This window comes from bacterium (genome assembly GCA_017744355.1).
Lineage (GTDB): Bacteria > Cyanobacteriota > Sericytochromatia > S15B-MN24 > UBA4093 > JAGIBK01.
Map to the genome: position 1 here is coordinate 993,372 of JAGIBK010000001.1, position 22,964 is coordinate 1,016,335.

23 protein-coding genes and 1 pseudogene are annotated in these 22,964 nt (G+C 67.0%); 6 read left to right on the top strand and 18 right to left on the bottom strand.

Annotated elements, in window-relative coordinates:
- Positions 1 to 3: 3 nt before the first annotated feature.
- From J7643_04710 to J7643_04775, 14 genes and pseudogenes are all read right to left on the bottom strand, one after another.
- Entirely contained in the window at positions 4 to 495 is a 492-nt protein-coding gene (locus J7643_04710) for a universal stress protein (GenBank protein MBO9539880.1), read from the bottom strand.
- A 109-nt stretch (positions 496 to 604) separates the two neighbouring features.
- Positions 605 to 1,312 (bottom strand): Crp/Fnr family transcriptional regulator, encoded by a 708-nt coding sequence (locus J7643_04715; GenBank protein MBO9539881.1) that lies wholly within the window; start codon positions 1,310 to 1,312, stop codon positions 605 to 607.
- A 130-nt stretch (positions 1,313 to 1,442) separates the two neighbouring features.
- Positions 1,443 to 2,510, bottom strand: a complete 1,068-nt coding sequence (locus tag J7643_04720) for a multicopper oxidase domain-containing protein (protein ID MBO9539882.1) — start codon at positions 2,508 to 2,510, stop codon at positions 1,443 to 1,445.
- A 118-nt stretch (positions 2,511 to 2,628) separates the two neighbouring features.
- The gene (locus J7643_04725; GenBank protein MBO9539883.1) at positions 2,629 to 3,240 is read right to left on the bottom strand and encodes a bifunctional precorrin-2 dehydrogenase/sirohydrochlorin ferrochelatase; all 612 of its coding nucleotides are present in this window, start codon (positions 3,238 to 3,240) and stop codon (positions 2,629 to 2,631) included.
- Positions 3,241 to 3,249: 9 nt separating this feature from the next.
- Positions 3,250 to 4,803, bottom strand: coding sequence for a c-type cytochrome (locus J7643_04730; protein MBO9539884.1), 1,554 nt, complete (start codon positions 4,801 to 4,803; stop codon positions 3,250 to 3,252).
- Positions 4,800 to 5,963: a heme d1 biosynthesis radical SAM protein NirJ gene (gene nirJ / locus J7643_04735; protein ID MBO9539885.1), complete on the bottom strand. Its 1,164-nt coding sequence runs from the start codon at positions 5,961 to 5,963 to the stop codon at positions 4,800 to 4,802. The genes J7643_04730 and nirJ overlap by 4 nt, the downstream gene beginning before the upstream one ends.
- 11 nt (positions 5,964 to 5,974) lie before the next feature.
- Positions 5,975 to 6,457: an AsnC family transcriptional regulator gene (locus J7643_04740; protein ID MBO9539886.1), complete on the bottom strand. Its 483-nt coding sequence runs from the start codon at positions 6,455 to 6,457 to the stop codon at positions 5,975 to 5,977.
- Positions 6,454 to 6,897, bottom strand: a complete 444-nt coding sequence (locus tag J7643_04745) for an Lrp/AsnC family transcriptional regulator (GenBank protein MBO9539887.1) — start codon at positions 6,895 to 6,897, stop codon at positions 6,454 to 6,456. Before J7643_04745 ends, J7643_04740 begins: the two co-directional genes overlap by 4 nt.
- Positions 6,897 to 7,822, bottom strand: a pseudogene (locus J7643_04750) (Lrp/AsnC family transcriptional regulator). Before J7643_04750 ends, J7643_04745 begins: the two are co-directional and overlap by 1 nt.
- Positions 7,823 to 7,824: 2 nt before the next feature.
- Positions 7,825 to 9,015 (bottom strand): protein nirF, encoded by a 1,191-nt coding sequence (locus J7643_04755; protein MBO9539888.1) that lies wholly within the window; start codon positions 9,013 to 9,015, stop codon positions 7,825 to 7,827.
- Positions 9,005 to 9,349 (bottom strand): cytochrome c, encoded by a 345-nt coding sequence (locus J7643_04760; GenBank protein ID MBO9539889.1) that lies wholly within the window; start codon positions 9,347 to 9,349, stop codon positions 9,005 to 9,007. The genes J7643_04755 and J7643_04760 overlap by 11 nt, the downstream gene beginning before the upstream one ends.
- On the bottom strand, positions 9,342 to 10,118 hold the full coding sequence (cobA, locus tag J7643_04765) for a uroporphyrinogen-III C-methyltransferase (GenBank protein MBO9539890.1): 777 nt from the start codon (positions 10,116 to 10,118) through the stop codon (positions 9,342 to 9,344). The genes J7643_04760 and cobA overlap by 8 nt, the downstream gene beginning before the upstream one ends.
- Before the next feature lie 55 nt (positions 10,119 to 10,173).
- The gene (locus J7643_04770) at positions 10,174 to 11,811 is read right to left on the bottom strand and encodes a c-type cytochrome (GenBank protein ID MBO9539891.1); all 1,638 of its coding nucleotides are present in this window, start codon (positions 11,809 to 11,811) and stop codon (positions 10,174 to 10,176) included.
- 22 nt (positions 11,812 to 11,833) lie between these two features.
- Positions 11,834 to 12,466: a hypothetical protein gene (locus tag J7643_04775; protein MBO9539892.1), complete on the bottom strand. Its 633-nt coding sequence runs from the start codon at positions 12,464 to 12,466 to the stop codon at positions 11,834 to 11,836.
- Between the two features lie 318 nt (positions 12,467 to 12,784).
- Between J7643_04775 and J7643_04780 the strand changes: the two genes are divergently transcribed.
- The 5 genes from J7643_04780 (at position 12,785) to J7643_04800 (ending at position 18,013) form a co-directional block, all read left to right on the top strand.
- Positions 12,785 to 13,120, top strand: coding sequence for a hypothetical protein (locus tag J7643_04780; GenBank protein MBO9539893.1), 336 nt, complete (start codon positions 12,785 to 12,787; stop codon positions 13,118 to 13,120).
- A gap of 167 nt (positions 13,121 to 13,287) precedes the next feature.
- On the top strand, positions 13,288 to 13,995 hold the full coding sequence (locus J7643_04785; GenBank protein ID MBO9539894.1) for a cytochrome c: 708 nt from the start codon (positions 13,288 to 13,290) through the stop codon (positions 13,993 to 13,995).
- Between the two features lie 13 nt (positions 13,996 to 14,008).
- The gene (locus tag J7643_04790; GenBank protein MBO9539895.1) at positions 14,009 to 15,382 is read left to right on the top strand and encodes a cbb3-type cytochrome c oxidase subunit I; all 1,374 of its coding nucleotides are present in this window, start codon (positions 14,009 to 14,011) and stop codon (positions 15,380 to 15,382) included.
- Positions 15,383 to 15,444: 62 nt separating this feature from the next.
- Positions 15,445 to 16,224 (top strand): CbbQ/NirQ/NorQ/GpvN family protein, encoded by a 780-nt coding sequence (locus J7643_04795; protein MBO9539896.1) that lies wholly within the window; start codon positions 15,445 to 15,447, stop codon positions 16,222 to 16,224.
- Positions 16,225 to 16,231: 7 nt separating this feature from the next.
- On the top strand, positions 16,232 to 18,013 hold the full coding sequence (locus J7643_04800) for a VWA domain-containing protein (protein ID MBO9539897.1): 1,782 nt from the start codon (positions 16,232 to 16,234) through the stop codon (positions 18,011 to 18,013).
- 6 nt (positions 18,014 to 18,019) lie between these two features.
- Here the strand turns inward: J7643_04800 and J7643_04805 are convergent, their stop codons facing one another.
- Genes J7643_04805 through J7643_04815 form a run of 3 tightly spaced genes read right to left on the bottom strand, consistent with a single transcriptional unit; the run spans position 18,020 to position 20,178 of the window.
- A complete protein-coding gene (locus tag J7643_04805; protein ID MBO9539898.1) occupies positions 18,020 to 18,325 on the bottom strand; it encodes a metal-sulfur cluster assembly factor in 306 nt (101 codons plus the stop codon).
- Between the two features lie 54 nt (positions 18,326 to 18,379).
- The gene (locus tag J7643_04810; protein ID MBO9539899.1) at positions 18,380 to 19,642 is read right to left on the bottom strand and encodes a hypothetical protein; all 1,263 of its coding nucleotides are present in this window, start codon (positions 19,640 to 19,642) and stop codon (positions 18,380 to 18,382) included.
- Entirely contained in the window at positions 19,642 to 20,178 is a 537-nt protein-coding gene (locus J7643_04815; protein MBO9539900.1) for a DUF1858 domain-containing protein, read from the bottom strand. The genes J7643_04810 and J7643_04815 overlap by 1 nt, the downstream gene beginning before the upstream one ends.
- 208 nt (positions 20,179 to 20,386) lie before the next feature.
- On the opposite strand from J7643_04815, the gene J7643_04820 reads away from it, so the two are divergent.
- Positions 20,387 to 20,599 carry a hypothetical protein gene (locus tag J7643_04820; GenBank protein ID MBO9539901.1) on the top strand — a complete coding sequence of 71 codons (213 nt, stop codon included), beginning with the start codon at positions 20,387 to 20,389 and terminating at the stop codon, positions 20,597 to 20,599.
- Between the two features lie 77 nt (positions 20,600 to 20,676).
- On the opposite strand, the gene J7643_04825 is transcribed toward J7643_04820, so the two are convergent.
- Complete coding sequence (locus tag J7643_04825) at positions 20,677 to 22,953, bottom strand: nitric-oxide reductase large subunit (GenBank protein ID MBO9539902.1); 2,277 nt, start codon at positions 22,951 to 22,953, stop codon at positions 20,677 to 20,679.
- Positions 22,954 to 22,964: the final 11 nt, after the last annotated feature.

Genomic DNA, 22,964 nt, shown 5'->3' on the forward strand with positions numbered 1-22,964 from the left:
GGTTTAAGCCTTCTGAACGTCGTTGAGATGAATCGGTGCGGGGTAGTCGGGCGACACGACGTCCAGTTTGGGCTTGGCGATGAGGACCGAGCAGGGCGCATGGGTCGAGACCTGGCTCGAGACGCTACCGAGCAGGAAGCGCCCCAGGCCGGTGCGGCCGTGCGAGCCCATGACGATCAGATCGACGTGCTCTTCATCGGCGACCGCGAGGATGGTGTCGGCGGGCACGCCGATCCGGCGCAGGGGCCGACAGGCGACGCCGCGCTCGCTCAAGGTCTTGCAGGCATCGCTGAGGATCTGCTCGGCCTCCTCGGAGGTCGGCACCTCGAACGGGGTCTCGGTCGCGTGGGGGATGGCGCCGTACCAGCCGAGATTGATCAAGTTCGAGACGACCAGGGCCACGACCTCCCCCTTGGCAGGGCCGGCAAGCGCGGCGGCCTGCTCGAGCGCAAGCCGGGAGTGCTTGGAACCATCGGTTGCCAGCAAGATCTTCATGGCGCCTCCTCGAGTCGGGGTGTGGACGTGTTCCCATCTTCCCACTCGGCAAACCATCGCGCATCAGGGAAAATTACCGGTAGGGCGTGTGCGCGAAACGAAGCGAGACTCAGTCCTCGCTTGCTTGGCGATCCAGCTCGGCGCGATCGCAGACGGTGATCACCCCGCCCCGCTCGTAGCGCAACACCAGCGGGACGTGCGCCCATTCGCTCATGAGCCTGACGCACTCCTCGTAGGTGATGCCGACCATCCGCGAGAGGGTGGCGTGGGGGAGCTTGGTCTTGAGGCGCAATCCCCCGTTGGCCTGCGTCGCCCCGCCTTGATCCAGCGCGGAGAGGATGGCGCGCGCGAGGCGCGTCCGCGCACGACCCGACATGACGGCATGCAGGGTGTCCTGCAGCTCGCGCAGGCGCTGCGCGAAGGTCACGAGCAGCTTCATGGCGATGACCGGCTCGTGGGTCAGGTACGACATCAGATCCTCGAGGCGAATCTCGAGCACCTGGCTGGCCTCGGTCGCGAGCGCACTGCCTGGGGCGAGCTTGCGATCGAACAGGGCGGCGACCCCGAACATCTCGCCCTGGCGAATCAGGCGCAGGATGGTCTCCTTGCCGTTCGTCGCCGTCCGCCGAATCGAAAGGGAGCCGACATAGACGAAGCGCAGAGCCGGATCGAGGGGCTCTCCCTCGTGGAAGAGGGCCTCGCCGGGCGCCAGGCGCTTGAGCACGGCGCGACGCGAGAGGAGGGCGAGTTCGGGCTCCTCGAGGCTGCTGAAGAAGTCCAGTTGTTTCAGGTCGGCGGGACTCGGGGTGGTGATCATCGAGACCTCGTATGGCGAATGGTGACAGTTCCATCTTAGCCCAACTCCTCGAGCGCCGCGTCATCTCAGACAAAAGGCGATGCGGCGGGCCGGATCACTCCGGCCCGCCGCAAACACTGAGGGATAGGGGCTAGTGCGCGCCCGCAGGCACCGGGCCGCCGCCCTCGGTGGCGTCGATGAAGCCCAAGGCACCCAGGGTGGCGTCGGTGAACTCGTGGTCGAGGAAGGGATAGCGCCCCGCCTCGGGCACGACGAACTCGACCACCGCTCCGTTCGAGGATCCGAGCAGCACGGTCTGGAGGCCTTGCAGGACGTTCTTGGGGTTGCCGTCGAGGTAGACCTTGTCCATGATCGTGCCGACGATGTGGAAGCTTGAGGTGTCCGAGGGGCCCACGTTCAGGACGTAGAGGCGGACACGCTCACCGGGCTTGGCTCTGAGGGGTTCCTTGACGTGGCGGCCGACCGCGCCGTTGAAGACCACGTGGCTCGGCTGCTTGCGCAGGGCCGCCTGGACGTCGGTCGTCAGGATCTTGGGCTGCTTGGGGTCACGGGGCTTGGTGTAGAGCTCGGACTGGACCACGACGTACTCGCGATCGACCTTGCCGGGCCAGCCGCCGACGGGGTCCACCACCACGGCGCCGTACATGCCCATTGCCATGTGGTGGAGCAGCATCGGGGTGCCGCAGTGATACATGAAGACGCCGGGGTAGTTGGCCGTCCACTCGAAGGAGAGGCTCTGCTTGGGGGGGATGCTCCGGTACTTGTCGATGGGGTTGACCATGGCCGAGTGGAAGTCGATCGAGTGGGGCATGGGCAGGCCGATCTTGGCGGCCTCGTTGGAGCGATTGGTCATGGTGAAGATGACGCGATCGCCCTGGCGGACGTGGACGGTGGGGCCGGGAACGGTGTCCCCGAAGGTCCAGCCCTCGAACATGACCCCCTTGTCGATCTCGACCATCTTATGAGTCAAGTCCAGGCGCACGTGATGGACGTTGCCCGCCGGCACCGGCTTGATGTCGGGCAGGTTAGTGACCGTCTCGCCCTCGACGAAGGGGCCCTGGTAAGGATCCCGGGTGACCTTCGCCTCGGGGGAGCCGAGAACGGGCTGGAAGATGGGTTCCGCCGCGGCCGGGAGAGCGGCGGCGAGCAGGGTTGCGGCGGTGACGGCGCTCAGGGCGGTGCGAAGACGGTGCGACATAGGGGACCTCCTTGTCGAATGGGGTTCTCTGTTGGTCCCATCCTATGTCTTCTCTCCCCGGGCGAATTTGAGCTGTCTCATACTGGCGAAAGATACGTAGTTAGCCGATCATGAGCCCTCAAGCCTGCTTGGCGATGACCTCTTCGGCCTCCTCGGCCCAGGCCTCAACCTCCGCTCGGCGGAAGCGGGGGAGGAAGTCCCTCGAAAGCAACGCGCGGTAGAGCGCCCCGCGCCGCCCCATGGGGATAGGACGCAGCCGCTCGCGCAGGCTGGCGAACCAGCTGAGGGCCACGCCGTAGGAGTCGTCGACCACTTCGAGAAGGCGATCGCGCACCCACACCGAATAGGCGGGGCAAGTGCCGCTCGTCGAGACGGCGATCTCGAGGTCCCCGCGCATCATGACCGCGGGCATGTAGAAGTCGCAGTGGTCCAGGTCGTCCACCGCCGCGGCCAGGATGCCGCGCTTCAGGGCCTCCTGGTAGAGCGTGGCGTTGAGCTCGCGGTCGCTGGTGGCGAACATGGCGAGCCTCATGCCCTCCAGGTCCTCGACGCGGGCCTCTCGGCGGATGAGGGTCGCGCCGGGCAGATCCTCCTTGATCTCGGGGGCGATCACGGTGACCCGCGCCCCCGCCTCGATCATTCGCTTGGCCTTGGGAATGGCGACGATGCCGCCCCCGACGACCAGGCAGGGCCAATCCTTGAGACACAGGTTCACGGTGAACAGGCGCATGCTTCTCTCCTAGTGACTCGTGCCCGCCGAGCGGGTTGTCTTGTTGTAGACGTTGTACTTGCCGGACGGCTTGTTCATGGGCAGGCGCTTCACCTCCTGGAAGGTCGAAGCGTCGTAGACCACCAGCGCGCCGTCCGTGTCCCAGACGCTCACCAGGGCGTAGCGGCCGTCGCGGGTGAACTCGGTGTGGGCGGCGACTTTGCCGGGGGAAGGGGTGAGGGTGCGGGCCACTTCGAGGGTGCGCTTATCGATGATCTGCAGGGTGTCCTTGGGAGTACCGTTGAAGACGTCGGTCCAGGCGTAGGGGGTGCCCTCGTGGCTGCGCATGAAGAAGCCGGGGCCCGGGGTCTTGATCTGCTTGACGGTCTTCCAGGAGGCCATGTCGATGACGCTGATCAGCCCCTCCTTGAGGTTGGGGGTGGCGAGCACTGGATGGCCCTGGTAGTCCCAGGTGATCCCCGAGCCCAAATGCGGCATGCCGGGCAGGTCGATGGTGGCGATCTGCTTGCCTGCATCCATATCCACCACCTGGCCGTTCTTGCCGCCGCGCCCGGCGCCAATCAGGTGCTTGTAGGCCTGGTCGAAGAAGAAGTCATCGAGAATGTCGCCCAGTTTGATGCGCCGCACCTTGAAGCTCGGGCCACCCACGAGCATCTCGCCGGAGTCCGGGCCGTGGTCGTGGACCCAGGCCTTGGCCTTCGGCGCGCCGCCGTAGGGGATCTCCCAGACCTCGGGGGCGTCCTTGAGCGCGACGACGAAGCTCGAACGCGGGGCCGCCTGGTAGACGGCGCTCACTCGCGAGGGCTTGCCGTCCTCGCCCTTGACCGGCATGGCCTTGAGGGGCGAGAGGCCCTCGGCGTCGAGGATGACGAGGCTCTGGGGCAGGTAGTTGCCGACCAGGACGTACTTGCCGTCGTCCGAGACCGCGAGGTTGCGGGTGTTGAGCCCCGCGCGGATCTCGGCGACGGTCTTGAGATGGTACAGGTCGAACTTGGTGATCCAGCCGTCACGCGAGGCGAGGTAGACGAAGCGCCCGCTCGGCGAGAACTTGGGGCCGCCATGCAGGGCGAAGCGGGTCCTGAAGCGATGGATCGGCTCGAAGCGATCGCCGTCCAGGATGGTCGCGTGATGGTCCCCCGTCTCGACCACCACGAAGAGGTTGAGCGGGTCGGCCTTGAAGACGGGCTTGTTCGGTAGGCGCTTCGCGGCCTGGTCGACCACGTGCGAGGCACGGATCTCGGGCATCTCCCAGCGCGGAGCCTCGCCAGCCGGCGTGTAGAGGTAATCGAGCAACCCTTCGAGTTGCTCCTTGGAGAGCTGGTCCTTGAAGCCCGGCATCTGGGTCGCCACGCGCCCTTCGGCGATGGTCTTCAGCGCCTCGGGCCGGCGTAGGCGCTCGAGACTCTCGGGCAAGAGAGCGGGCCCCATGCCCCCGAGCCGCTCAGCGCCGTGGCACTGGGCGCAGGACTGGTCGTAAATCTTCTTGGCGGCCGAGGCGTCAGCGGCCGATGCCGCCTGAGCGCAGGCCAGTAGGAGGGGGACCGCAAGCAAAAGCGCTCTCATCGGGCACCTCCCGCGCAGGGGGCCTGCGCGATCTCCTCGTCGCTCAGGTAGCAGCCCGGATCCTCGGCCCACGGGTCGCCGGTGAGCTGCAAAGCCCGCGAACGGGTGTTGCCGCCGCAGACGGCGAAGTAGGCACACGTGGCGCAGCGGCCCTTGACCTGGCGCGGCACCGCCCGCAGGCCGAGCATGAGCGGATCCTGGGTCCGGCCCCAAATCTCGGAGAAGGGGTGCTCGCGCACGTTGCCCAGGGTGTGCTCCCACCACATGGTGTCGGGGTGGACGTTGCCCAGGTTATCGATGTTGGCGACGTTCACCCCGGTCGAGTTGCCACCCCACTGTTCGAGCTTGGCACGCAGGTGCTCGACCCGCTCCGGGTGGCGCTGCGCGGCCCAGTGCAAAAGGTAAACGGCGTCCGCGTCGTTGTTGCCCGTGACGAACTCGCGATGGCCGCCTAGCGCCGCGTCGCGGTAAGCCGCCTCGAACAGGAGGTCCAGGGCCTCGCGGGTTGTATTGAAGAAGGCGTCCTCCTTGCGGTTGACGTTGCCGCGCCCGGCGTAGTTGAGGTGCGAGAGGTAGAACTTGGCGATGCGCTCCTCCTCCATCAGCGCGAGCAGAGCGGGCAAGTCCTGGGCGTTGCCCTCGGTGAGGGTGAAGCGCACCCCGACCTTGATGCCCCGGTCGCGGCACCGGCGGATCCCATCCATGGAGGCGGCGAAGGCGCCCTCCTTGCGGCGGAAGCGATCGTGCGTTTCGGCGATGCCGTCGAGGCTGATGCCGACATAGTCGAACTGGGCCTCGGCGATCCGGTCGATGTTCGTCTCGTCGATCATGGTGCCGTTGGTCGAGAGGGTGACGTAGAAGCCGAGCGACCTTGCGCGCTCGGCGATGGCGAACAGGTCGGGATGGAGCAGTGGCTCGCCGCCTGAGAGGATGAGGGCCGGGACTCCGAAGGCCCTGAGGTCGGCCATGACCGTGAGGATCTCGTCGGTCTCGAGCTCTCCCGGAAAGGCGCGGTTGGAGGAGATGGCGTAGCAGTGCTTACAAGCGAGGTTGCAGCGCCGGGTGAGGTTCCAGATCACCACCGGCCCGGTGGGGTTGCGCTTGGGACGCAGGGGCGTCGGGTGCAGCAGCTCTCGGATGGATTGTGAAACGCGGAACATGATGCTTCCTTTCAGGCGTTCAGACGAAGGCCCGTCTTCTTGAGGATCCGGGTGCTGTAGAGGATGAGGTGGCCGCGATCGGCATCGCCCAGGGCCTCGGCGATGAGCCCAGCCTGGGCCTCGACCTCCTCGCGGGTCTTGGCGTGGAGCATGGCGAACAGGTTGTAGGGCCAGTGCGGCAGGTGGCGCGGGCGGTGGTAGCAGTGGCTAACGAAGGGGAAAGCGCCGATCCGTTCGCCCAATTCGTCGATGGCCTCATCGGGCACGTCCCAGACGGACATGCCGTTGGCACGGTAGCCCAGGGCGTAATGGTTGGGCACCGCTCCGATGCGGCGGATGACGCCCTCCTGGTGCATGCGCTCCAGGCGCGCCTTCACCGCGTCGGGGGTGGCTCCTACCGTCTCGGCGACGGCGCGGTAGGGCTCGCTCACCAGGGGAAGGCCTGCCTGGGTGGCCAGGATGATGGCGCGATCGAGCGCGTCTAGCGTGCTCATGCCTCCAGCCTCAAGCCGACGAAGAATTCCTTGAGCTTCGGCATCGGGTAGACCGGGTAGCCGGTCTCCTCGGCGATGGCATCGAGCGTCGCTTGCGCCTCGTCGGGCGTCTCGGTCGCGACCACGAACCACATATTGAGTGCATGCGCTCGCTCGTAGTTGTGGGCGATCGCGGGCATGGCGTTGACGATCGCCGCCACCCGCTCGAAGTCCTCGTCCGGCACCTGCATGGCCGTGAGAATCAAGCTGCCTCCCAGGCGCTCCGCGTGGTACATGGGGCCGAAGCGGCTGAGAATCCCCCGCTCCAGCAGGGACGCCAGCCGATCGAGGAGATCGCCTTCAGTGGTGCCGAGGGCCTGGGCGGCCTCGGCGTAGGGCCGATCCACGATTGGGAAGCCTCCCTGCAGGTGGTTGACGATAGCTTTATCCAGCGCGTCCATCACGCCTCCTTCTCGTGGTAGCGGGCCCCGCGCTGCTTGAAGCGCCGGGTGCTGAACAGCACCTCGCACGCGAGCTCCGAAAGCTCGGGCTGCAAGCGCAGGGCCGAGAGCTTGCCCATGGTCTCCTCGCGGGTCCGACCGTGAAGCATGCAGAACAGGTTGTAAGGCCAGCCGGGACGGCGCGGCCTTCGGTAGCACAAGCTCACGAGCTGGGTGGCGACCATGGCGCGCGCCGCCGCCGGGACCTGCTCGTCGGGCACGTCCCAGACGACCATGGCGTTGGCGCGGTAGCCGAGCTCGTGATGACGCACGACGACCCCGAAGCGCTTGATCTGGCCCTGCTCGATCAGCCGGCTCAGGGCGAGGATCAGCTGGGCCTCGGTCATGCCGAGACGCTCGGCGATCGCCGCGTACGGGCGCTCCACCAGCGGCAGGCCTTCCTGGATGGCCGCGATCACGGCCTTATCGTCGTCGCTCAGTGCCATCTCAGCTCAAACCCCAGATCGATGTGGAACTCCTCTTCCAGGGGCAGGTCCAAGACCGCAAGCCCCGTACGCGCCGCGATATCGGCGAGCACCTCCAAGAGCCGTTCTCGGCTCTCGGCCGTGACGACGAACCAGAGGTTATGCGGATGCTCGCGGGCGTAGTTGTGGTTGACCTCGGGGTAGGCGCTCACCAAAGTGGCCACCTCTTCGAGCCGATCGGCCGGGACACTGAGGGCCGCCAGGGTGCTCGCCCCGACGCGGTTAGGGGCAAAGACCGCCCCCACCCGGCTGATGGCGCCTTGGCCCTGGAGCCTTTCGAGCGCATCGATCACTTCGCGCTCGTCCACGTCGAGGCGCCGCGCAAGCTCCGCGAAGGGTCGCGGCGTGAGCGGGAAGCCCCGCTGGAAGTCGTTGAGCAGGCGCCTTTCAAGATCGGTCATGGCTACATCCCCATCCGGGCGGCGCGCGAGGTGAAGAAGATGCCGCTCGGCTTTTCCGAGGGCAGGGTTCCGAGGCGCACGAGGCGGTTGGCGTCGTAGACCTCGACCCGGTCCTCGTCGCGCACCGAGAGCCAGACCTCCTCGCCGCGCGGGGTGAACTCCATGTGCAGCACGCCCTTGCCGGGCTTCAGGGTCTTGACGATCTTGCGGCTGGGAACGTCGATCACCTGCACCGTGTCGTTGTGGGGGAAGGCGAAGTTGACCCAGACCTGGCGCCCGTCGGGGCGCGCCACGACGAACACCGGCTGGCCGTGAACCGGGATGCGCCCGACCTCTTGCCAGCGGCCGTGGTCCATGACGAGCACCTCGTGCCGTCCGACGGCGGGAACCAGCGCCTCGCTACCCGTCAGCGCCCAGCCCTCCAGGTGCGGCATCTTGTAGACCGGCAGCTTCTCCTGGCCTTTGCCGTAGTTTCCGAGGATGCGCTTGACGCCCTTCTCGGGGTTCCACAGGTCCAGCATGGCGAGGCCATCCTCGCCGAAGAGGCCCGCCACGTAGTAGCGTCCGTCCGGGGTGATGAAGGCGTCGTAGGGCTCGCTACCCGCGTCAGGATACTTGGTGAGGACGGGCTTGCGCGGATCCTTGAGGTCCGCCACCCAGATCTCGCCGGCTTCGAAGAGGCTGAAGGCGAAGCGCTGCTCGCTCAGGTCGATCAGGCCGATGACCTTGGAGGCCTTGGCGCCGGGAGACGGCACCGCTGGGATGTCGCAGAGCTGCTCCAGGGTCTCGGCGTCGAAGACCTTGACGCCGCCCGGCTCGTAGTTGGAGACCGCGATCAGCTTGCCGTCCTGGGAGATGGCCCCGCCGATGCTGTTGCCGCCCTGGACGACACGCTTGATGAGGCTCCGCGTCAGCAGGTCGACCTTGGTGAGGCCGCCGTCGCGACCGAAGACGTAGGCGTAGCGCCCGTCGCGCGAGAAGACCAGCGATGCGTGGGATAGGTCTCCGAGCCCGGTGATCGCCCCAAGGACCGTCCGGCCCGTGGTCTCGACCACCTGCACCCGGCCGGCGGCGCGCTCGATCACCACGCCCAGGTCACCAGTGCCGCGTACCGCCTGGCTGGCGCGCAAGAGGTGAGAGCAGCCGCCGAGCGAGACCGCGAGGCCCAGGGTCAAGAGGATTTTAAGGCGCATCGGTGAAGCCTTTCTGAAGCAAGCGGGCGATCCAGGTCGCCTCGTCCTCGGTGAGAAGAGGGCGCCAGGGAGGCATGGCGGTGCCGGGCACCCCGTCGAGGATGACGCGGGCCAGGGCCTCGGTGGACTTGCCCTTCAGGTTCTCGGGCAGGATCGCGGGCCCGAGCCCTCCCTTGAAGCGCAGGCCGTGGCACGAGCCGCAATCCTGCTGGACCATGTAGCGCAGCTCCGCCTGACGCGCGGGATTCGGCTCGGAGGCGGCCGACGCGCAGAGGGCCCAGGCAAGCACGCCCGGTATCGCTAGCAGGGCGATCGCACCGAAGCGGCTACGCATGAGCGCTGAACTCCTCGGTCGGGTGAGCAGGCGTCCACGCGAGGGTCTCGGCCAGGCTGACCACCTTGCCGATCACGATGAGGGTAGGGGGCTTGAAGGCCTTGCGGGCGATCTCGGTCGCGAGGCCGGCCAGCGTCGTGATGGCCACCCGCTGGCGCGGGGTGGTGCCGTTCTCGATCAGACCGACGGGGGTATCGCGGTCCAGGCCGGCCGCGATGAGGCGATCGCTGATGACGTCGGCGTTCGCGGTGCCCATGTAGACCGCCAGGGTGGTGTTCGGATCCGCCAGGGACTCCCAGTCGAGCTCGAGTGGGACGCCTTCGCGGCAGTGACCGGTCACGAAGCGGACCCCGGTCGCGAGGCCCCGGTGAGTGAGAGGGATACCGGCGTAGGCGCTGCAGGCCGAGGCCGAGGTGATGCCCGGGACCACCTCGAACGGGATGCCGTGAGCAGCGAGCTCTTCGGCCTCCTCGCTGCCGCGCCCGAAGACGAAGGGGTCGCCCCCCTTGAGGCGGACCACGCGGCGGCCCGCCTTGGCGAGCTTGACCAGGCGCTCGTTGATCTGGTCCTGCGGCACAGAGTGGCGGCTCGCGGCCTTGCCTACGTAGACGCGCATGACCCCGGGCGGCAAGAGCGCGAGGACGGCCTCGCTGACCAGGCGATCGTAGATGACCACGTCGGCCTCGCGCAGCAGGCGAAGGGCCTTGAGGGTCAAGAGCTCGGGATCCCCGGGCCCAGCCCCGACGAGATAGACGCATCCGGTGTTCATGGTGTCCCCCTGAGGTGAAGGGTGGGGGCAGGGCGTGCCCTGCCCCCGGTGATGCCTAGTAAATGTCGTGCATCGTGTTGTAGACGTTGAATTTGCCGGTCGGGGTGATGAGGCGCTTGTCCTTGATGACCGTCTTCACCTTCCGGGTCTTGTCGTCGAACACGACCAGCGCGGACTCCTGGTCCTTGGGGGCCCAGACCGAGAACCAGATCTCGTCGCCCTTGACGTTGTACTCGCCCTGGACGACGCGGCCGCCGGGCACACCCGCCGCCTTGACGACGTTGATGATCGCGGGGTCCTGGTCAGGCTGCTTGACGTTCCAGACAGCCACCGACTCGCTGATCTCCTTCTCGGGGTTGAGCGGGGTGTCCACCCAGAGGTTGTTGGACTTGGGGTGGGTCTTGAGGAACAATGAGCCGCCGCCCTGGCCGTAGAGGGTCCGGACGACCTTCCAGGCCTGCTTGGGATGCTTGATGGGGTCGGTCCCGATCAAGGTGATCGAATCGTCGCCCAGGTGGCCGGTGGCCCAGACGGGCCCGAACTGGGGATCGACCCAGTTGGCGCCGCGGCCGGGGTGCGGGGTCTTGCCGACCTCGACGAGGGAGGCGAGCTTGTTGGTCTTGGTGTCGACCACCGCGATCTTGTTGGAGGCGTTGGCGGCGACCATGAAGTAGCGGCCGGTCGAGTCGAAGCCGCCGTCGTGCAGGAAGCGAGCCGCCTCGATCTCGGTGGCCGTCAGGTTCTTGAGGTCCTTGTAGTCGACCGCGAGGATCTTGCCCGTCTCCTTGACGTTCACGATGAAGGTCGGGTTGTAGTGCGAGGAGACGATCGAGGCCACGCGGGGCTCGGGGTGGAAGTCCTGGGTGTCGACGGTCATGCCGCGGGTCGAGACGATCTTGAGGGGCTTGAGGGTCTCGCCCTCCATGATCACGTACTGGGGCGGCCAGTAGGCGCCGGCGATCGCGTACTTGTCCTCGAAGCCCTTGAACTTGGAGGTCTCGACCGAGCGGGCTTCCATGCCGATCTTGATCTCGGCCACGTTGTCGGGGGTCTCCATCCACAGGTCGATCAGGTTGATCTTGCCGTCACGGCCGATGACGTAGAGGTAGCGGCCCGAGGCCGACATGCGCGAGATGTGGACCGCGTAGCCCGTCTTGACGATGGTGACGATCTTCTTGGAATCCCCGTCGATCAGGGCGACCTCGCCGCTGTCGCGCAGGGTCACCGAGAACAGGTTCTTGAGGTTGAGCTTGTTCAGCTGCTTCTTGGGGCGCTTGGCGGGGGGGACGATCTCCTTGTAGGAGGCCATCATCTCCTTCATCCCGAACTCGGGCGGCTGGGGCGGCTCCTGCATGACGTAGCGGGCCATGATGTCGACTTCGCCCGCAGTCAGCTCGTTGGAGGTCCCGAAGTTCGGCATGCCGCCCGGCGAGCCGTTGGTGATCATGTTCTTGAGGTACTCGTAGCCCCGCTTGCGGGTGATGTCGGTGGTGAGGGGCTTGCCGGTAGCGCCCTTGCGCAGGACCCCGTGGCAGCCGGCGCAGCGCTGGAAGAAGATCTCCTTGCCGCGATCGAACTCCTTGTCGGTCATGCTCGGCACCGAGGGCGTCTGCGCCTTGGCCATGAGGCCAGGGGCGAGGGGAATGGACGCCAGCATGGCAACGCCGGCCGTCAGGATCAGTTTCCGGTACATGGTGCGGTTCTCCTTGCGTGAGTTAGAAGCTCTGGGTCAGCGAGAGCGTGGGACCGAGGTCGTGGAACTTGAGCTTGTCGGTCCACGCGCCGTGCATGAAGGCGCCAAGGACGCCGAGCGAGAGGGTCGTGGCGGGCGCGAGCTTCTGGTTGAGGTTCAGGCCGTAGAAGACGAGGTTCGTCGGCTCGCCCGTGTTAGGGGTCGCCGTAGGGCCGGCGTTCGCCTCCCAGAGGCGCGCGTAGGATCCTAGGGCCGAGACGGAGAAGCCGCCGCCGAATGCCTTGGCGAGGGTCAGCCCCGCCTCGGGGCCCTCCTTGAAGCCGGCGCTCGCCTTGGCGAGTCCGCTGCCCATGCCGGTGAAACGCAGGCCCCCCGTCAGGGTGCCGCTGATGCCGGTGTCGCCGAGGTCGAGCTTGTACATGGCGCGCACCGTCGCGGACTGGCCGGTGTTGTAGAAGGTGTAGACGCCGAGCTGAGGGGTGATCCAGAACTGCTTGGTGTAGTAGACGACGAGGTCGTGGCGGTCGGGTCCGGGCTCCAGCTGGTAGGTTTGCCAGAGCATGACCTGGTCGGTCATGGCCGGCGCGGCCAGAGCCGGGCACGCGAACGCCACCGTCACCGCCGCAACGGCGGTGGGGATGAGGGTGCGAAACATAAGATGGTGCCTCCGTTGAGACTCCCGAAACGCGCGTGCTTCGGGCGTTTGCTGCGACGCGATGCGCTCTCGGAGCAGGTCTGACGAAGGTTCGCTGATGTTGAAGGGCTTGCGAGGCTAACTTTCAGTCACATCGTCCTCAGTGCGCATCCGTATTTTTCCGATCCACGTCAAAATTACGTAGTTCGCCCCGATAAGCAGCGGATTGCTCCGTAGTTTTTGCGGATAGGCTCGGCGAAGGAGGCGGTGCTAGGCTCGCCACTGCGCCCGACCTTTCGAGGACGGGTTCCCCCCCGCATCACGAAAGGAGAGTTCCGCATGCGAAAGCACCTGCTCGCAGGCATCGCCGTGCTGTCGCTCGGCGTCGTGCTCGCCCCACCCGCCCTCGCCGATCCCGGCAAGGCACTCGGGGCCTGCGCCACCTGCCACGACATCAGCCCGGCCAAGAACAAGCTGGTCGGCCCCCCCCTCTTCGGCTCGTTCGGAGCCAAGCCCCTCGGCGACGGGATCGAAGTCGCCAAGTGGGATGAGGGCTCGCTGGACAAGTGGCTCACCAATCCCGGCAAGATGAAGCCCGGTACGCTCATGTCGTACCAGGTCGGCAACCCCAAGAAGCGCCTCGAGATCATCAAGGCCCTCAAGGAGCTCAAGTAAGACCATCGTTCGCTAAGGGCTTGCATACTTAGCCGAAACGGGCGATCGCAATGCGATCGCCCGTCTTTTTTCGGGGTTTCCTGAGCTGGCTCATATTCGAGCGATCCCCCAAGCCGCTAGACTGCGTCCGACTGTCACATCCTCCCTGCAATCAGGAGCGAGCACTTATGTTAACCAAATCCCAGGCGCGAGCCTTTTTCGTGGGGGGAACCGCGCTGTTCTCCGCCATCTTCCTGGGACTGACCGTCGACACCCTGCGCCAGGTCCCCAAGCAGACCAACGAACACAAGATGACCGCCCAGGTCGTCCACGGCAAGGAAATCTGGGAGGCCAACAACTGCATGGGCTGCCACACCCTGTTCGGCGAGGGCGCCTACTACGCCCCCGAGCTGACCAAGGTCTACGATCGCCGCGGCCCCGTCTGGATGAAGACCTTCCTCAAGGACCCCCAGGCCATGTATCCCGGCGAGCGCAAGATGGTGAACTACCACTTCACCGACAAGCAGATCGACGATCTGATCGCCTTCTTCCAGTGGGCGGGCGAGGTGGACCTCAACGGGTTCCCCAAGAAGCCCGACCTGGGGGCGCCGGCCCAGGCCCCCGCCCAGGCGGCAAGCACCGCCGCGAGCGACCATGCTGCCGCCGCGCAGCCCGCCTACTTCGCCTCGGTCTGCGCCGGCTGCCACACCGTCGCCGGCAAGGGCGGCAACGTGGGCCCCGCCCTCGACGGGGTGGGGACGCGCATGACGGCTGACGCCATCGACGCCTTCATCAAGGACCCCCAGAAGATCCGCCCCGGCACCAAGATGCCCAACCTCGGCCTGGACGACACCACGCGCGGCGAGCTGGTCACGTACCTGTCCGGCTTGCGCTAGGAGAATCACCGCCATGAAACATCCATCCCAAAGGGTCGCCTACTGGTTCTTCCTGTCGGCCATCCTGCTGCTCTGCCTCCAGATCGTCTACGGCTTCATCATGGGCTTCGCCCACATGGGCTTCGACGGCCTGCACGGCCTCATCCCCTTCAACACCGCCCGCGCGGTCCACACCAACCTGCTGGTGGTCTGGATGCTCCTCGGCTTCATGGGAGCCGCCTACTACATCATCCCCGAAGAGGCCGACCGAGAGCTCTTCTCGGTCCCCATGGCCTACGTCCAGCTCGTCAGCTTCCTGGTGGTGGGGGTGATCGCGATCGCCGGCTACCACGTCAACTGGTGGGAAGGCCGCAAGTTCCTCGAGATCCCGCGCCCGCTCGATTACCTGGTGGTCGTCAACGTCCTGATGTTCCTCGCCAACGTCGGCCTGACCATCTGGAAGGCCCCGCGCTTCAGCACCACCGGCGTCGTGCTCTACGGCGGCCTCTTCTCGGCGGCGCTCCTGTACCTGCCGGGCATGATCACCTTCGACAACCAGACGCTCGACTCCTACTTCCGCTGGTGGGTGGTCCACCTGTGGGTCGAGGGCGTCTGGGAGCTCATCATGGGCGGCATGCTCTCCTACCTCTTGATCCGGCTGACCGGAGTCGACCGCGAGGTCATCGAGAAGTGGCTGTTCGTCATCGTCGGCATCACCTTCCTCTCGGGTATCCTCGGCACCGGCCACCACTACTTCTACATCGGCGCCCCCAAGTACTGGCTCGCCATCGGCGGTATCTTCAGCGCCCTTGAGCCCCTGGCCTTCCTCGGTATGGCCATCTACGCGATCGCCATGGCCCGCCGCGGCGGCGCCAACCACCCGAACAAGGTCGCCCTGACCTGGACCATCGGCTGCTCGGTGATGTCCTTCGTGGGTGCTGGCTTCCTCGGCTTCGCCCACACCCTGCCCGCGGTCAACATGTACACCCACGGCACCCTGGTCACGGCGATGCACGGGCACCTGGCCTTCTGGGGCGCCTACGGCATGATCATCTTCGCCCTGATCCTCTACGCCATGCCGCAGCTGACCGGCCGCAAGCTCTACGACACCGCCCTCGACCACTGGGGCTTCTGGTGCGCCAACATCGGGATGGTCGCCATGACCCTCGCGTTCGCGGTGGCCGGCGTGACCCAGGTCTACCTGGAGCGCAAGGTCGGCCTCGACTTCCTCTTGGTCCAAAAGGAAATCCAGCCCCACTTCCTGGGCCTGATCCTCGCGGCCAGCCTCTTCTCCCTCGGTATCATCTCCTTCGTCGTCAAGTTCTTCCGCTACGGCAAACCGGTCGCCGAAGCGGGTCCCCGGCGCGTCCCCGAGTCCTCTTCTCCTCGGGGGGCCGTGGGCCTGTAAGACCGGAAGGGCCGGCCCTCAGGCAGGGGGGCCGGCCCGCTTTCTTTTGATCGGAGGCCATCGTGCTGACGCAACGCACCTACTACCACGAAGTCGGCCAGGAGACCGAGGTCTTCGAGCTGGCATGGCGGCAGCGCCTGCCCCTTCTGCTGAAGGGGCCCACGGGCTGCGGCAAGTCCCGCTTCGTCGAGGCCATGGCCGAGCGACTCGGACGCCCCCTGGTCACCGTGGCCTGCAACGAGGACACCACCGCTTCGGACCTGCTCGGCCGGCACCTCATCCTGGGCGGCGACACCGTCTGGGTGGACGGCCCGCTGACCCGCGGGGTCCGCGAGGGAGCGATCGTCTACCTGGACGAGTTCGTGGAGGCCCGCGCCGACACCCTGGTGGTCATCCACGCCTTGACCGACCACCGGCGCTGCCTCTACCTGGACCGCCTGGACCAGACCGTGATGGCCCCCGACTCCTTCATGCTGGTGGTCTCGTACAACCCCGGCTACCAGCACGGGCTCAAGGAGCTGAAGCCCTCCACCCGCCAGCGCTTCCTCGCCCACTCCTTCGACTACCCGGGCGCCGACGACGAGGCCGAAATCGTCTCGGCCGAGGCGGGGGTCAGACCCGACGTGGCGCGCCGGCTGGTCAAGCTCGCGCACAAGATCCGCAACCTTCACCACCTGGGCCTGAGCGAAGCCCCCTCGACCCGGCTCTTGGTCTCAGCGGCCAAGCTCATCGCCGCGGGCCTCGCCCCGCGGCAGGCGTGCCGCACCGCCGTCGTCGAGGCGCTGAGCGACGATCCGGAAATCATCTCCACCCTCCAGGACCTCGCGGACCTGCTCTTCTGAGGCGGCCATGGCCAAGAAAGCCACGCTTCCATCCTTCGACTTCGACCTCCAGCTCATGATCTGGCAGGGCGTCGCCCGCACCTGGGGATGGCTGCGGCGCGACCCCGGCGAGCGGCGGCGAACGGCCGCCGGCGTGCCGCTCTCCGAAGAGCGCGCGCGCCTCCAAAGCCTGGCCCGCGCGATCTCGGGCCTGCCCCTCCTGGTGCGCGCGACCCACGAGCTGCCGGGGTGCGACGGCCGTCACCTGCTGTTGCCCGAGCGTGTGGCATGGTTCGAGGAACCAGACCTCAATCGCCTGACACTCAGGCTCCTTGCGATCGCCCTGGCCGAGGTCGCGGCCGCCGGGCGGATCCTCGACCCAGGCGACGCCCCCCGGCTCGATCCGCTCGAACTCGGGCGGGCCCGCGCCGCCTTCAGCGACTACCCGGGCCTGCGCGAGGCTCTCGAAGTATACGAGCGCGCCGAGGAAGCACGCCTCGGGCGCTCTGCCTGGGCGCCCGTCCCCGAAGGGGGCGAGTTGCCCGCCCTCTGCTACCGCCTCCTGCCCAGAGCCCGGGGCCTGGCCACGGACCTTTCGGCACCCGGCCAAGAGGCCGAGGCCAGCGGCGAGCTGAGCGAAGCCGAGGCGACGGTCCAGGAAGGGGTGGAGCGCGTCGAACTGAGCAAGGAAGAGCGCGAGCAACCGCCCCCCCACCACAACTTTGAGAAGGTCGAGACCCTGGACGAGTTTCGCGGGATCGTCCGGGACCTCGATGGCTCGGACGAACTGGAGGCCGAGCTCGACGCCATGCGCGAGCTGAAGATGGGCCACGTGATCCGGGTCGACGACCCCGCCCACGCGATCTACCGAGCCGAACTCCTGATGGACGATCAGACAGGCGAAGTAGCCTCGGCCCAAGGCGAGGGCATCCCCTACGACGAGTGGGATGCCAAGAAGAAAGCCTACCGCAAGGCCTGGTGCCGGATCCGCGTCTCGCGGTGCGACGCGCGAGAGCCCGAGTGGTACGCCGAGCAACGCCCCAAGCACGCCGACGCCATTCGCCGGCTCAAGCGGGCCATGGAGCGTGCCGTCGCCGCGCGCGATCGCCGCTGGCGCCAGCCTGAGGGCCCGGAGCTCGATCTCGGGGCCGTGATCGAGCAGCGCGTCCGCCTCTTGAGTGGCCAGGCCCCCAACGAGGAGATCTACCTGGACGCGCGGCGGCCCAGGCGGGAGCTCGCGGTACTCGTCCTCTTGGACCTCAGCCTCTCCACCGACGCGTACGTGGACGGACGCCGCGTGCTCGACGTCTGCAAGGAGTCCCTCTTGGTCCTCGCGGAGGTCTGCAACGGCTTCGGCGACGCGTTCGAGATCGCAGGCTTCTCGAGCAACACCCGCAACCAGGTCGACTACCGCGTGATCAAGGCCTTCTCGGACGCGTGGAGCGCAGCCGCTCCCCTGATAGGCCCCCTTGAGCCCCGGGGCTACACGCGCATCGGGCCGGCCCTGCGACATGCGACGCGCCGCCTCGCGAAGCAAGCGGCCAAGCACCGGGTGATCCTGCTACTGAGCGACGGCAAGCCCAACGACTTCGACCGCTACGAGGGTCGCTACGGCATCGGGGACATTCGCCAGGCCGTCCGTGAGGCCGAGCGTGAGGGGGTCCGGGTGCATGCGCTCGCGGTCGACAAGCAAGCCAGCGACTACTTGCCCCACATGCTCGGGGGCCAGCGCTTCTCCGTCCTGCGACACCCCGATGAGCTGGCCGGAGCGATGAGTCAACTCATCGCTCGCCTCGCCAGCCGGGGGTAAGGCGAGTCAGCCGGCCAAGCCCAGGAGCTTGCGGCCGGCTGCCTCGATCCGCTCGGGACCCCAGCGAGGCTCCCAGACGAGGGCCACGTCGAGCCGACCGAGACCTTCGAGCCGCCTCAGCACCTGGTAGATGCCGCTCAGGATCACCGCCTCCATGGGGCAGCCCGGGGTGGTGAGGGTCAGACGGATCGACACGTCGCCGAAGCCGCTCACCTTGAGCTCGTACACCAGGCCCAGGGTAACGATGTCGAGCCCGAGCTCCGGGTCGACGACCTCGCGCAGCGCCTCGCGCACCTGCTCTTCATGGATCATGGCCCTTTGCTCCTTCCTTATATATGGAATAGCGAACCAGCCTTTACGCGCGCCTCAGCGCCTCAGGGTCTGGTACGTCATCGTCAGCACGGCGATCGCCCCCAGCAAGAGCAGCCCCCCGGCCACCCTCACGCCGGGCCCCAGCCCTGCCAGCACGCAGACAACCCCGAGCGCAAGCCCGGCCTGAGAGGCCCAGAAGCCGCCCCAGCCCAGGTGCGGATCGTAGAGGTCGCGGATCAGGGGAACCTGCACCTTGCCGACCTTCGACGAATAGCGGTGATACCAGGCGAGAAATGGCATGATCTTGTAGAACTGGCCAACGACACTAAAGCCCACGAAGCCGATCATGCCGCAGAGCGCGTAGGCGATAGCGAGCCTCTCTCTCGGCGCGGCCCCCCAGGCGAGCGCGAGCCCCAGGACCACCGCGAGCCCCAGCCAGCCGACGGCGGCCGCCACGTAGGCGAGCCCGACGTCCAAGCGCTTGCGGGTGCGCGCGGCGAACATCCTTCGCGCATCCAGGATCCAGAGGGCGCAGGTCCCCGCCAGGGCGATCGCGCCCACCTGCACCGCCGGTGGATCGCCGATCGCAAGCCCGGCGACCAGAACGAGCAGGCCACAGGCAGCGAACCCAAGAACCCAGGCACCTCGCCGGTCGCCCTCGGGCGAGACCGCGAACATGGGGATGAGGCGGTAAGAAACTCCGAAGACGAGCAGGCTCGCGCCGCCGAACGCGGCCAGGTGAGCGTGGATCGCCACCGGGTCGCGGACCGAGACGGCCAGGGCGGGGTGGGCGTAGGCGAGCGCCCGGCTCATCCCGAGCGCGACCGCCCCGCCCAGGAAGGTCAAGGACGCGACCACGAAAGCGCCGACCAGACTCCACTGGGTGCCGCGCGCGATCGAACGCGCGACGTTCAGCAGGAACGACGCGATGGAAAGCCCGGCAAGCGCTGCCCCGCAGCCGAGCCAGGCCGGATTCATGAGCCAGAAGCCGCCGACCATGCCGAGCACCCCCGCCAAGAAGACCCAGAACGTCGCCTTGGCGAGGCGCTGGCTCCAGAGGGGGACCAAGAGCACCACGGGCACGAGCTGGTAGCTCGCCCCCATGATCATGGCCACGAGGGTCCCGAGGGTGAAGAGGTGGGTCAGGGCGAGGAGGCGAGGATGCCAGGGGGTGCCCGTGAGGAGGTCTCCGAAGGCGAGTATTCCGGCGGTGGCGAAAACGTAGGCCCCGAGGCCCACGAGAAAGTAGCGCAGCGGCACGGAAAATTCAGGCGATCGGTCGGTGGCCACTCCCTCCGAGCGCGTAGTGGTCGCCATCACAGCCTCCGGACCGTGAGGATGACCCCGCCCTCGGCGAGCTCCACGGTCTCGTGGGCGAGGCCCAGTTCTTCGAGCTTGGGGTAGAGCAGCATGGGGCGCCGCTCGTTGCGGGCCTCCAGGCGCTGACCCTGGGCGAGTTGCTGCGCGACGGCGAGGATCCGGAGCATGGGCTCGGGCGGCTCCAGGCCGCGGTTGTCTACCCGGACCACGTCGGGCGAGACCTCGATGCCTTGCGCCCGAAGGCCCGTGACGTCCTTCAGGTCGTAGAGCACGGCCTCCTCGGGGGCCGCAGGGCTCAGCGGCACCTGGGCGAGGGCCCGCTCGTTGAGCGCGACCAGGAAGGCTTCGAGGCGCGCCGCCTCCCAGTGGTGCATCCGGGCAGCCCCCTTGATGCTCACCAGATGGGCGAAGGTCCTGCGCATCAGGGGGTTCGCGAGCGGCTTGAAGCCGTGCCCCACGAAAACCTCCAGCGTCTGGGGGTAACGGTCCAGGACCTCGTTGACCTTCATATCGGCGGTGATGGGCGTCGGCACGGTTCTCTCCTTCTCGCGCATGACGCCCAGGAGCATAGCGGGCCAAAGGGTCCAACGGTATGAGGCAGCTCAGCTTCATACTTAAGACGGCCGGCGGATCGGGAAACTACCGAACTCGGCCCGAACTGAGGCAGCTCAAAGACCGGCCCCGCGCCGGCCCCTAGGATGAGCGAAACACCCGCAAGTAGCTTCCGAAAGGAGCCCCACCATGCGACTGCTCATCCCTGCCACCCTCGCGGCGACCCTGCTCCTCCCGGCTGCGGCCTTGGCCTGCCCCAACTGCATCCTCCACGGCACCCCTCGCGAGGACGCCGCCTGGTCCAAGATCATGGATCGCAAGGAGGCGACGGCCTCGGTCCAGCCCGCCGCCCAGCCCAAGAAGGACGGCGAGCGCACAACGAAGGACGCTTCCAAGCGCTAATCAGCTCATGGCTGAAGAGATCACCCGCCTGAATCCCCCTGCCCCCTGGCGGGGCGGGGGCAGGGAATCAAGGGGTGTCAGCGCTCGATCCCCCCGAAGTGCTCGGGCTCGCGGCTGAGGGACCAGCCCGTCTTGAGGCCCATCACGAACCAGCCCAGGGCGAGCACCCCGACCGCGAAGATGCTGTCCCCGACCACTCGCAGCCAGCGTAGGGTGTTCATGAGCCCCGTCTGCGTGAACTCCGCCGAGCGGGCGTACCAGAAGCCGTGCTCGACGCTCGCCCAGGTCTGGAGCAGCCCGATGGGCAGCAGGCTCAACAGGACCATCAGCCCGAGGCCTATGTTGATCGCCCAGAAGGAGAAGCGCAGGACCTTGGGATGCCAGACGTGGTGCGTCGCGAGGCCCTTGAGGCAGAACAGCATCAGGCCGATGCCCAGCATGCCGTAGACGCCGAACAGGGCCGTGTGGCCGTGGACGGGGGTGGTGTTGAGGCCCTGCATGTAATACAAGGCGATCGGCGGGTTGATGAAGAAGCCGAAGAGCCCCGCCCCCACCAGGTTCCAGAAGGCCACGGCAACGAAGAAGTAAATGGGCCATCGGTAGGCCGCCACCCAGGGCTGGGTCTTGCACTTGCCGTAATTCTCGTAGGCCTCGAAGCCAATGAGGACCAGGGGCACCACTTCGAGGGCGCTGAAGGTCGCCCCCAGCGCGAGCACCGGGGTGGTCGTGCCGCTGAAGTACAGGTGGTGGAAGGTCCCGATAATGCCGCCCGACAGGAAGATGACGGTCGAGAAGAGCACCGCCGCGGTCGCCGTCCCCGTCCGGATGAGGCCCATCCGGGTGAAGAGGAAGGCGATCACCGTGGTCGCGAAGACCTCGAAGAAGCCCTCGACCCACAGGTGGACCACCCACCAGCGCCAGTACTCGGCGATGGCGAGGTTGGTCTGGCGGCCCCACATGAGCCCCGCCCCCCAGAAGAGAGCGATCGCCCCGGACGACAGCAAGAACATGCCAAGCAGGCTCCTGTCCTCGGGCGAACCCTTGAGGGCAGGGGCCATGGCCCGGACCATCAGGCCAAGCCAGAGGAACAGGCCCACCCACAGGAAGATCTGCCAGAACCTGCCGAGATCGACGTACTCGTAGCCCTGGTGGCCGAACCAGAAGTTGGCGTCTAAGCCCAGGCGCTGCTGAACCCCCAGCCACTGGCCGACGAGCGAACCCACGACGATGACGAGCAAGCAGACGAAGAGGAAGTCGACCCCGAGGCGCTGGAACTTGGGCTCGTGCCCCGAGACGGCCGGGGCCATGAAAAGACCGGTCGCAAGCCATGCCGTGGCGATCCAGAAAATGCCGAGCTGGGTGTGCCAGGTGCGAGCGACCGAGTAGGGCAGCCATTGATCGAGCGGGATCCCATAGAGACCGGATCCTTCGACCCCGTAGTGGGCCGCGACGACACCGAGCCCCACCTGCAGGACCAAAAGGGCCGCGGCTGTCCAGAAGTACTTGAGGGTCGCGCGCATGGAGGGGGTGGGGTTGAGCGCGAGCAGGGGGTCTTTCTCGGGATAGCGGATGCAGTCTCCCTCTCGGGTCTGGTTCTGGACGGCGAAGTACCACGCCAGGGCCCCGACGCCTGCGAGCAGCAGCACGAAGCTGATGACCGACCACAGCACCATGGCCCCGGTCGGCGTGTTGTCGATCAGGCTCTCGGCCGGCCAGTTGTTGGTATAGGTCACGTTGGCGCCGGGACGGTTGGTGGCGCAGGCCCAGGCCGCCCAGAAATAGAAGGCCATCAGCTGGCGCATGCGCTCGGGATCTTTGATCGTCTCGGCGGGGATCGCATAGGCGCTACGCAGCTTGGCAAGGGCCGGGTCCGCGCCAAAGAGGGCCGTGTAGTGGGAGGAGACGGCTGCGATCGCCCGGGCCCTATCCTCGGAGACCCCGAGGGTCCCGGTCGAGGGGTCATAGGTGTTGGTCTTGAGCTCTTGCTTGAGGCGGACCTTGAGGACCGCCTGGCCCTCGGCATCGAGCTGGTCGTAAGGCTTGCCGAACCGCGCGACGGCCCAATCATCAAGCAGCCATGTGGCTTCTCGGTGAAGCCAGTCCGCCGACCAGTCCGGGGCCACGTAGGCGCCGTGCCCCCAGACGCTTCCGACCTCCTGACCGCCCATGGACTGCCAGACGTTCTGCCCGTCCTTGATGTCCTGGCCGGTGAAGAGGACCCGATCGCCGGCGACGACCCGCTCGGGGACCGGTGGGGCCATCCGGTAGATATCCCAGCCGTAATAGCCGAGCACCATGAACGACGCCACGATGACGCCAATCAGCCAGAACCACAGTTTGCGGTACTGCCTCATCTTGCCCCCTC